The organism is Streptomyces sp. NPDC056160 (genome assembly GCF_042268205.1).
Lineage (GTDB): Bacteria > Actinomycetota > Actinomycetes > Streptomycetales > Streptomycetaceae > Streptomyces.
Map to the genome: position 1 here is coordinate 1 of NZ_JBHJUW010000222.1, position 9768 is coordinate 9768.

General features: G+C 65.4%; 10 protein-coding genes and 2 pseudogenes. 5 read left to right on the forward strand and 7 right to left on the reverse strand.

All coding sequences use genetic code 11. The features are described 5' to 3' along the window. The first annotated feature begins 324 nt into the window (after window positions 1-324). The gene (locus tag ACFC02_RS39990) at window positions 325-717 is read left to right on the forward strand and encodes a transposase (protein WP_376367527.1); all 393 of its coding nucleotides are present in this window, start codon (window positions 325-327) and stop codon (window positions 715-717) included. Between the two features lie 273 nt (window positions 718-990). Here the strand turns inward: ACFC02_RS39990 and ACFC02_RS39995 are convergent, their stop codons facing one another. Continuing rightward, on the reverse strand, window positions 991-1593 hold the full coding sequence (locus tag ACFC02_RS39995; protein WP_376367529.1) for a TetR/AcrR family transcriptional regulator: 603 nt from the start codon (window positions 1591-1593) through the stop codon (window positions 991-993). 570 nt (window positions 1594-2163) lie between these two features. Here ACFC02_RS39995 and ACFC02_RS40000 point away from each other — a divergent pair. The 3 genes from ACFC02_RS40000 to ACFC02_RS40010 all read left to right on the forward strand — a co-directional run bounded on the left by ACFC02_RS40000 (window position 2164) and on the right by ACFC02_RS40010 (window position 3301). Then, window positions 2164-2358 carry a hypothetical protein gene (locus ACFC02_RS40000; RefSeq protein WP_376367531.1) on the forward strand — a complete coding sequence of 65 codons (195 nt, stop codon included), beginning with the start codon at window positions 2164-2166 and terminating at the stop codon, window positions 2356-2358. Next, a complete protein-coding gene (locus ACFC02_RS40005; protein ID WP_376367533.1) occupies window positions 2351-2851 on the forward strand; it encodes a flavin reductase family protein in 501 nt (166 codons plus the stop codon). The genes ACFC02_RS40000 and ACFC02_RS40005 overlap by 8 nt, the downstream gene beginning before the upstream one ends. 96 nt (window positions 2852-2947) lie before the next feature. After that, on the forward strand, window positions 2948-3301 hold the full coding sequence (locus ACFC02_RS40010; protein WP_376367535.1) for a VOC family protein: 354 nt from the start codon (window positions 2948-2950) through the stop codon (window positions 3299-3301). 292 nt (window positions 3302-3593) lie between these two features. Here the strand turns inward: ACFC02_RS40010 and ACFC02_RS40015 are convergent, their stop codons facing one another. Further along, the gene (locus ACFC02_RS40015; RefSeq protein WP_376367537.1) at window positions 3594-4367 is read right to left on the reverse strand and encodes a helix-turn-helix domain-containing protein; all 774 of its coding nucleotides are present in this window, start codon (window positions 4365-4367) and stop codon (window positions 3594-3596) included. A gap of 481 nt (window positions 4368-4848) precedes the next feature. Between ACFC02_RS40015 and ACFC02_RS40020 the strand changes: the two are divergent. Next, window positions 4849-5278, forward strand: a pseudogene (locus ACFC02_RS40020) (transposase); the annotation flags it as partial. Window positions 5279-5426: 148 nt separating this feature from the next. Here the strand turns inward: ACFC02_RS40020 and ACFC02_RS40025 are convergent. The 5 genes and pseudogenes from ACFC02_RS40025 to ACFC02_RS40045 all read right to left on the reverse strand — a co-directional run. After that, window positions 5427-7259 carry an AMP-dependent synthetase/ligase gene (locus tag ACFC02_RS40025; RefSeq protein WP_376367539.1) on the reverse strand — a complete coding sequence of 611 codons (1833 nt, stop codon included), beginning with the start codon at window positions 7257-7259 and terminating at the stop codon, window positions 5427-5429. Between the two features lie 46 nt (window positions 7260-7305). Next, window positions 7306-7806 (reverse strand): flavin reductase family protein, encoded by a 501-nt coding sequence (locus ACFC02_RS40030; protein ID WP_376367541.1) that lies wholly within the window; start codon window positions 7804-7806, stop codon window positions 7306-7308. Next, on the reverse strand, window positions 7799-8578 hold the full coding sequence (locus ACFC02_RS40035; RefSeq protein ID WP_376367543.1) for an enoyl-CoA hydratase/isomerase family protein: 780 nt from the start codon (window positions 8576-8578) through the stop codon (window positions 7799-7801). The genes ACFC02_RS40030 and ACFC02_RS40035 overlap by 8 nt, the downstream gene beginning before the upstream one ends. Window positions 8579-8590: 12 nt before the next feature. After that, complete coding sequence (locus ACFC02_RS40040) at window positions 8591-9409, reverse strand: enoyl-CoA hydratase/isomerase family protein (protein WP_376367545.1); 819 nt, start codon at window positions 9407-9409, stop codon at window positions 8591-8593. Beyond that, window positions 9406-9768: pseudogene (locus ACFC02_RS40045) on the reverse strand (LLM class flavin-dependent oxidoreductase); the annotation flags it as partial. The pseudogene ACFC02_RS40045 and the gene ACFC02_RS40040, both read right to left, overlap by 4 nt.

Here is a 9768-nt window from a genome sequence, read left to right on the forward strand (position 1 = left end):
CTCCTCGATCAGCTCCCGATAGCGGTGCTCATGCGTGAGCCCGACTGGGGTGTCCCCCTCAGTCATGAGGATGAAGTCCATGACAGCCCTTCCGTTGAATGTTATTCGTCGATAACGTAAGACGTAGTTCAGCCCTGGTCAAGGTCCCACTAGAGGCCAAGCAGCGTTAGACTCCGATAACAATGAAGGCCGGGCTGAGCCCGCAGCGCCGACCACGCCGGGGGTCGTACCGACGTCGACGAGGGTGCGATCTTGCAGTAGGGCTTGGTCATCTTCATTCGTGAGTGGTGTGTCTGTTGGGGTGTGGCACTCGTTGGGGGTGGTGTGACACCTGAGGAGTTGGCCGGGGTCCGGGAGGACCTGGAGGCGTTCGCGGCGGAGTTGTTCGACGGGTTCTTCCGTGCGGATCAGCGGCGGTGGGGGCAGGCGTATGTGCGCGGGCTGCTGCTGGACGGGCGGCGCAAGTCGGTGGAGCCGATGGCGGCCCGCCTCGGCGGGGACGGCAACCGGCAGGCGCTGGCGCACTTCATCACCTCCAGTCCGTGGGATGCGGCGCATGTGCGGGCCCGGCTGGCCTGGAGGATGCACGAGGTGATCGGCCCGGAGGCGTTGATCATCGACGACACCGGGTTTTTGAAGGATTCGGACCTGCCGCTTCAAGCGACCGCGGCCGGTGATCATGCCCTGCCCTGCCGCCACGGAGGGCAAGCGCAATGACTTAGCGCCTCGGCCTCACCCCAGGGGCCCTGTCGTCACAAGCCCGCGCGCCATGGCGACCACACCTGTGATGCGGTCGCCATGGCGGCGCCGATACCAAGCACGGCACCCGTCGAGGCGACTACACACGGGCGCGGGCAAACCTTCGCGGCACGGTCCGTTCAGCGAAGGTGTGCCCGCGCCCGCTCCCCCTGCCGCCAAGCAGCAGACCGGCAAGAAGTGCGTGGCCTCTGGGTCAGCGCGCACAGGTGGGTGTACTGCGCATTCTCCGCCTCAGATGGTGTCTGCTGGGATGAGGAGTGCGTTGATGGCGGCGGTGCGGATGGTGGTTGCTATGGTCTCGGGGTCGAGTCCGCTGTTGAACTGCGGGACGGCGTTGATCATCGAGAAGACGGCGTGGGTCAGGACGCGGGTCTGGGCGTCTGACAGGTCGGGCCGCAGCCGGGTGACCAGGCCGCTCCACTCCTCGGCGTAGAGGCGCATCATGCGTCGCATACGGTGGCGTTCATCGTCGGGGATGTTGTGTTCGTTCTTCAGGAACACCAGCGTGGACGGCACGTTGTCGAGGGTGCGTCTGACGTGGTAGTCGATCATCGCTTCGAGTGCCTGGCGTGGATCCGAGATCTCGGCGGCCGTCTTGCGCGCGTTCACCAGCAGCTCGTTCAACGGATCCTCGAGCACGGCGATGAGCAACGCCTGCTTGCTGGGGAAGTGCCGGTAGAGGGCGGGGCCGGTCACGCCGGCGCGGGAGCCGATCATCTCGGTGGTGACCGCATCGAAGGCCCGCTCGTTGAACAGCTCGCCGGCGACCTTGATCAGCACCTGCCGACGTGTCGCGCGCGGAGATGCAGTACGAGGAGAAGGTGAGCTAGTCATGTACGAAGCTTACGTGAATCGTCGATAACGGATCGTTGCGTGCGTCGTGAGCAGGTCGGCGACGGCGTTCGGGCAGGCAAAGCCCAGCTCAGAGGACATGCCGTGCGAGTTGCCGAGTACTCCGTTGGACGCGAGCCTTGACGCCGTCGGTAAATAGCCGCGTCAGAAGTCGGTGCGCCGAAATCAGCAGGCGGCATAGGTGGCCAAAGTCTCGGCCTGCAGCGAAACCGTCCGGCGCAACCGGTCCGCACCGGCGGTCGAGTGCGCGCTTTCTGATGCAGGGCGACGGCGAGTCATCCCGATCGGCTAGGGGCTCCAGTCACCGCAGCTTGGCGGCACCGTGCTGCTCCGTGTCGCACAGCGGCAGGACTGCATACGCATGCCGCTTCCGAGGAGTCCGCGATCTCGACGAGCCCGGGCGCCCGCGACTCGCTCACGTGTGGCTACTCCTTCCCGGCCGACCGCCTCGTTGTTACCATGCCCTAACATGATTGGCTCTTGGTAGCCATTTGACCTGGAGCGAGTTACCTTCTATGTTATCGGTCATTAACATTCGGCGGAAGGATCGTCATGAACTTCATCCTCATGGCTGAGGGGGACGCCCCGGTCGGGCTCCCGCATGAGCACCGCCACCGGGAGCTGATCGAGGAGGTGCTGCTGGCGGATCGGGTGGGCTTCGATGGCTTCGGCAGTTCCGAGCAGCACGTCGCCCTGGGTGCGACTTCGGTCGCCGCACACACTGCCCGCGAGGTGTGGAATGGCTGATCAAGTCCAGGGACTGGATGCGGCCGCCTTCCGCTCGGCGCTGGCTCAGTTCCCTTCAGGCGTGACGATCGTGACGACCCGAGGCGCTGGCGGCACGCCGTACGGATTCACCGCGAGCTCCTTCGCGGCCTTGTCACTCGACCCGCCACTCATTCTCGTTTGTCTGGACCAAGGGGCGGACTGCTTCCCGGCCTTCGTCGCGGCTGAGCAGTTCGTGGTGAACATCGTGACGCCCGGACATGCGAAGTTGGCGATGAAGTTCGCCACGAAGGGCGAGAACAAGTTCGCACACGGGAGCTTCGAATCCGACGAAAATGGTCATCCGATACTGCCCGACGCCGCAGCGGTCATCCGCTGCGCGCTGGAGGAAGCAGTACCCGGAGGAGACCACGTGATCCTCATCGGCCGAGTGCACGACGCCCGGATAGGCGGCGGCAAGCCGGTGACGTGGTATCGAGGCGACTTCCTCCACCTCGGGGAGAGCGTTGCATGAACCACATCGGGCCCAGATCGACAGTCGTGGTGGACCGCAGCGCTGTGGTGCGACCCTCCGCTCGAGCCGTGCTGCGACCGTAGGGTGAGTGATCCCGTGAAATCCGACCGCGTGAAGATCGGGAACGTGCTACACCCGGTGGCAGACGTCGACGCCGCCGTGCGCTTCTACGCCGACATCTTCGGCCTGGCCACGATGTTCGTCGACGGTGACCGCTACGCCGCCCTCGACGCCGGCAGCACCACGTTGGCCCTGGCCGGCCCGACCGAGGACGTCACCGATGGTGCGCCCGCGGCGTCGTTCAAGGTCCCCGACGTGGCCTTGGTGCTCGCAGTCCTCGTGCAGGGTGGCGGGTCCATTGTCCGGGAGCTCGAGCGCGGTCCGCATGAGATTCGGGCCGTAGCCCGGGACCCATGGGGCAACACCGTGGTGATCTACGGACCGCAGTAGGTGAGTCCGGTAGCGGCTCTCTGGCCTTCGGAATATCCCCAGACTGAGACATCAGGGCGCATCTCCGGCCGAGGCCCTCATACCCGATGACATTCCTGTTCGTCCCCCTCTCCTGCCGTCGACCAGATCCTCGACTTCTTTGCGCCGAAACGACGTGCGAGGCCCAGGCACCCACACTCGCTGCCCGGGCCACCCACCCTCAAAACCTGCAAGGATCCGTCTTCCCTCCTGTCGGTGTGAGGTCTCAGCACTTCCTTGACGGTTTGTCGTCCGGAGATCCTTGACGGTCCTTCTAGGTACCCATGCCTTTGACGAGTCTGATGATCGGCCCGCGGCTCTTGCGGGGCCTGACAGCGAGTTCGTCCTCTCCGTGCAGGACCGGGTAGTGGGTGTCCTCGATGACGACGGTGACGATCTTTCCGGCATGCCGCGGGCCGAGCTTGATGAACTGGCCGTTGATCGTGAAGCGGCCGCTCGCATGCACCTTGCGCTGGGCCCGGATGGCACCGGCCGGCAGGGGCGGAGGCGGCAGGGGCGGAGGCGGCAGGGGGGGACGTCGCCGTCCGTGCCCCGTGGAACGCCCCAGACGGTCGGCCGGGACGGGGCAGGGCCACGTTTTCATCAGGGCGTCGTCGGCGATGGCGTGCATGCGGTGTCCGTCGAAGCGGAGGGTGATCGTGCGGCCGGTGAGACCGAATCCGACCTGGTAGCGGCCGCCGGCCAGACAGACGATCCCGTTGCGATGGACCTTGCGGTCGACCTCGACGGGTTCGCCGGCGGTGAGGATGGCCGTGCCGCTGCGGGCCCTGGACAGGGCCGCGGGTGGGGGTTCGGGACCGGCCGGTCGGGCTCCGTAGCGCATAGTCAGGCAGGCGATGTCCTCCGGCCGCAGCCGGGACGGGACCGTGGTGACGAGATGCCCGTCCAGGAGGAAGTGGACGCGGCGGCGGTTCGCCCAGACCGTCAGCGTCCGGCCGGTCAGTGCCTCGTGAATGCCGACTCGCTGCCTGCCTGTCGCAAGGGGGATCTCGCCGCTGGGCGGCACCCGCACGTCGAACTCGATCACGGTGCCCTACGGCGGCAGGACCGGTGGTTCGACGACCTCGATGGTCAACTCCGGTTCAGCGGGCATCTGTTCAGGATGTTCGTCATTGCGGCGGACGGGGCTGTGGGGCCTGAAGAGGCTGACCAGGGTGGCCATGCCCAGGGCCTGGTGCGGACGCTGGTGGTTGCAGGCTTTACCGACTGTCGGCGTACGGACTTTTCTCCCCAGTTGCGTACGGACGAACGTCCCCAGCTCTGGCCGCGGCTGGCGGCTGTGCGGCGGGGATCTCGGTTGAGATCGATGCCCCGACCAGGGACACTCGCGCGATGAGTCGCAGCACATCGTCTGAACCGATCGAGCGAGGGTGGGACGAGCCCTGGTATCGGGTCCGTGTGGAGGGTTTCGAGGCGTCGTTCCTGCCCAGCGACGGCGAGGACTTGGACGAAGTCTGCAACGTCGATGTCTTTGTGACTCTGGAGGATGGATCTCGTTGGACCGCGACAGGAAGGAACAACCGCACCCCGGGGCACAGTTGCGGCTCACGGATGCGGACGGCATGCGGCTGACCTGTTTCGTGACCAACACCTCGGGCCGGCCGATCGCCGAGCTCGAGCTCCGTCACCGGCTGCGGGCCTGGGCCGAGGACCGCATCCGAAACGCCCGGGCCACCGGCCTGCGGAACCTGCCCCTGCACCGCACGGCCCAGAATCGGATCTGGCTGGAGATCGTGCAGATCGCTCTCGACCTGCCGGCCTGGATGCCGATGCTCGCCCTGACCGGCAAGGCCCGTGTCTGGGAACCCCGCCGACTGCGGCTCCGCCTGTTCACCGCGGCCGGACAGCTCGTGACCACCGGCCGCCGGCGGATCCTCCGCCTGGCCCGGTCACATCACCGCAGCCCTCGACCGGCTCACCCCACTGCCCGACCCTGGCAGACCAGCGGGCTTCCCCTCCCTTCGACAGCACCCCAACACCCGGAGCAGTGGAATCCGGCGCCACCCCGAGACGACACTCGGGCCCTCGGCCTGCACAGCCTCAGCCCACGACACGAAAACGGTCCACCGACTCCGTCGGCGGACCGTCACGAAAGATCGAGGTTAGAGCGCACGTGGTTCGCGATCGCTGTGTCATCATTCGCGCCGTACATCTCGTCGATCAGCGTTGCGAACGAGCGCACGACGGCATTGCGCTTCATCTTGCCGTTCGCAGTCCGCTCTCCGTGCTCGACCTGCAGGGGCCGCGGCAGGATGCGAAAGTCCTTCAGCTGCTCTACGCGGGCGAGGTCTGCGTTGACCCGATCCACCTCCGCTCGCAGGCGTTCGGCCAGCGCTTCTGCCGACTGGGCGTCCACAGTTGGGCTCGGCTCGAGCAGAACGGTGAGGTACTTGCGGGCGTCACCGACGACGATGGCTTCGTTGATCAGCGAGCTTTCCATCAGCCGCGTTTCAATGGGCTGAGGATTGATCGTCTTGCCGCCGCGAGTGATGATCACATCCTTCTTGCGGCCGATGAGTCGGATGTCGCCCTGCGGTGTGCGCTCCATCAGGTCACCAGTGCAGAACCAGTCATCCTGGAAAACAGCCTCGGTCTCCGCAGGGTTGCGCCAGTATCCGTCGAAGAGCAGCGGCGCGCGGAGCAGCATTTCACCATCGTCCGCGACCTTCACTTCGAAGCGCAGGTCCGAAAACTCCTTGCCGATGAAGCCTGGCCGAGGGAACTGCTGACTGAAGTGCGCGATGGGAGTGCCGCCGGTCTCGGTGAGGCCGTAACACTCGCGGAGGTCGAGCCCCCAGATCTGCCAAATCGCGAGGACGCTCTCGGGCATCGCGGCAGATGCGGTGTAGGCGATCCGGACGCGATCCATTCCGACGGCTGCCCGTAGCGGCAGGAACACTCCGCGAAGGGCGGCAGCGTACGCGATCCGCAGCAATAGCGAGGGTCGGCGACGAGACCAACGGAGCTCGGCCACCCTGCGGCCCACCCACATCGCGGCGTCATAGGCGTAGCGGCGGAGTCGCGGCCAGGTTTCCGGCCGTGCGATCAGTTCGCCAGCAATCTTCTCGTAGAAGCGCGGCGGCCAGAGCACCACTGTCGGCCGTACCGCGCGCAGGACATCCTCGTACTCAGGGATGCTGCAGTAGGTGACCACCAGCCGTGAGAGCAGCGGCGTGAAAACCGAAACCACCGCCGGCGCCACGTGGGCCAGTGGCAGGAAGCCCACCACATCGTGATCGTGGCTGATCAACTGTGGGTAGAGGCCGATGACGGTCTGAATCGAGTGCTGAATCGTGCGGTGCGAGTGTGTGACGCCTTTCGGTGCTCCCGTGGACCCCGACGTATAGAAGAGCACGGCGGCATCGTCGAGAGAGCCCGCAGAAACCAGTTTGGACAGGCGATCCGGGCCGTCGGCGTACCGTGCTCCTTCTTCCCGCAGCGTCTCCCACCGTGTTCCCTTGATCGTCTGGGGCAGCGCCGGCGGAGCGTCGTCGATTCCGACCACGAGCCGCAGCTTCGGTGTGCGCGCGGCGATACCCGCTACTTTGGTGAGATCTGTCCTTGTCTCGCCAACGAAGGCGACCGCCTCGCTGTGCGCGAGGAGTTGCTCGATCTCGGTGGGCGAGTTGGTCGGATACACGCCGATCACGACGCCGCCCACACTCTGCACGGCCAGAGCGGCGAACACCCACTCTGGGCGGGCGCTGCTCAACACCGCGACGCGATCACCGTGCTTCACACCTTGCACGGAGAGACCGAGTGCCAGATCGCGCACCTGGTCTGCGTACGACCGCCACGTGACCGCCTGTGCAGCACCATCACGCCAGTAGCGCAGCGCAACGGTGTCAGGTTCTCGGCTCGCGCGATCGAGCAGCAGCCCCGGTAGCGTCCGGGTCGGTTGGAAACTGGTCAGATCCATGAGACAGCCTCTCTTACAGAGCTGACAGGCCCGGGCCCGGTGACATTCATGCTGCACTCTCCCCAAGAGGGAGGAAGCCGCCTCTGTACCAGGTCACCGGCTTGCTGGTGCCTGTCCGCGTGGCGTGCACGCGACCGATGAGGATCATGTGATCGCCGCCGGGCACGGCCTGCTCCAGTTCGCACCGGATGACCGCCGCTGCATCGGACAGCAGCGGATGACCTGCCTCATCGAATTCGAAGTTGCCGTAAGCGAACTTATTCTCACCCTTTGTCGCGAATTTTATCGCCAATTCCGCATGTGCATCCGTCACGATGTTCACGATGAAGTGCTTGGACGCCATGAAAACAGGAAAGCAGTCCGCCCTCCGGTCCAGGCACACCAAAACGAGCGGCGGATCAAGAGACAAGGACGCGAAGGAACTCGCGGTGAACCCGTGCAGTGTTCCTTCATCGCTTCGCGTCGTTACGATCGTCACGCCTGAAGGGAACTGGGCCAATGCCGAACGAAAGGCAGCCGGGGCCAGCCCTTGAAATTGATCAACCATTGTACCCCTCGCGGGCAGCTCGGGCGGCAGGGTCAAGAAAGACCGTGCGCGCGTCGGCAACCGTGACGCGGAGCTGTTCTTCGTTTGGCCAACCGGCAGTCCCTGACTGAAGAGCCCGCTTGAGCGCTGCGAACACGGCCGGCGGCTTCGCTGCTGCCTTGCGCGCATCCGCCAGCGCAGTCGAGAGCAGGTCGTCCTGGTTGACCACCTGGTCGACGATGCCTATCGCCTTCGCATCGAACGCATCGATGGGCTCTCCAGCCAGCAAGATTCGCCGGGCTGCGCGGTCACCAAGGATTTCACGCACTTGAGCGATTCCCTTTACGGCTGGCAGCATTCCGTGCTTGATCTCGGGGAAGACGAAACGCGCTGTAGTCGACGAGTACACCACGTCAGCGAACAGCGCCATTTCGATACCGCCACCAACGCACCAGCCGTTAACCGCGCACACCAGCGGCCGTGGATAGTTTTCCAGTGCGCAGAGCAGCGCGTGGAACGACTTCATCCGCCCGGCCATCGCATCGGCGTTGAAGTCGACGGCTTCCTTCATGTCGCCCCCCGCGCAGAAGAAGCGCTCGCCGGCGCCCGTCAGAACGAGTGCGGGGGCATCAGGACCCTTGGCGAGGGTCTCCAGCTTCGCCGTCAGGTCGCTGACGAGCGAGTCACTGAGCGCGTTTGCGGGCGGGTGGTTCAGAGTGATGACAAACACGCCGTCCGCTTCGTCGGACGCGTGGAGAGCGCTGAGCGCTGTGTTGTGCGAACCTGCGGTCATGCTCGTCTCCGGTTAGTTCGCCGGGGCGCCAGCGGTGCGAGCGGAGGGGAAGTCCACAGGGCGCTTTTCCCGGAAGGCCTGGCGCGCTTCGGCGTAGTCGGCGCCGGCGAAGTCGATGATCTCGAGCGCCGAGGACAGTTCGTGCTGGGGCACCGCGTTGGTGAGCCAGGTGTTGAGTGCGCGCTTGGTGAAACGGAGAGCCTGCTGGGAACCACGCGCCAGCTGGGATGCGACCTCGAGAGCACGGGGCAGTACCTGCTCACGGGGAACGGACAGACTCACAAGCCCGATCCGCTCGGCTTCGGCACCGGTCAGCTTCTCGGAGGTGAGCACGTAGTACTTGGTCTTGGCCATGCCGACGAGCAGCGGCCAGATGAGTGCAGCGTGGTCGCCGGCCGTCACGCCGACCTTGGTGTGGCCCTCGATCAGCACCGCGTCGTCCGCGGCGATGCTGATGTCGGCAAGGAGCGCGGTCGACAGGCCGTAGCCGACTGCGGGACCGTTTATCGCGGAGATGATCGGCTTCTCGATCCGCAGGACGGTGGCAACCCGCTTGCGCTCCGTCTCCAGCATCGCGAGCGTCTGCTCGGGCGTGGGATCGGGCTGCGCCACGTCCATCCCGGTACAGAAGGCCTTGCCAGCTCCGGTGACAACCACGACCCGGGTCTGATCGTCGCGCTCGACGTCGGCCCAGATCTGGTTCATCTCCTCGAACATCGGCATGGTGAGCGAGTTGTACCGCGCGGGCCGATTGATCGTGATGAGGAGGACACCGTCGTCGCGGCGTTCGACGAGGACGTCGCCAGTGCCGTGCTTGTAGAGGTCACTCATCGCGCGGTCTCCTTGGTGTGGTTGGCGTGGTATTGGCGGAGTGCTTCTTCGTGGGCGGGGCGTGCGGCGCGGATGTCGGCGAGGACGTCGTCGGCTGAGCGGACGATGTTGCGGGGGTTCTTGAAGCGGGGGATGACGTACTTGCCGAAGAGTTCGATGGAGCGCATGAGCTGGTCGTGGGGGAGGCTGTCGACTCGCAGGACGAGTGCGTCGACGCCCATGTCGGCGTAGCGCCGGACGTGTTCGACGCAGTGGTCGGGGTCTCCGACCATGAAGCCCTGGGAGCGTTCGAACATGTACTCCTCGTCGTTGAAGTCGATGTCTTTGACGGCGCCCATGTAGGCGTAGTCCTTCGACAG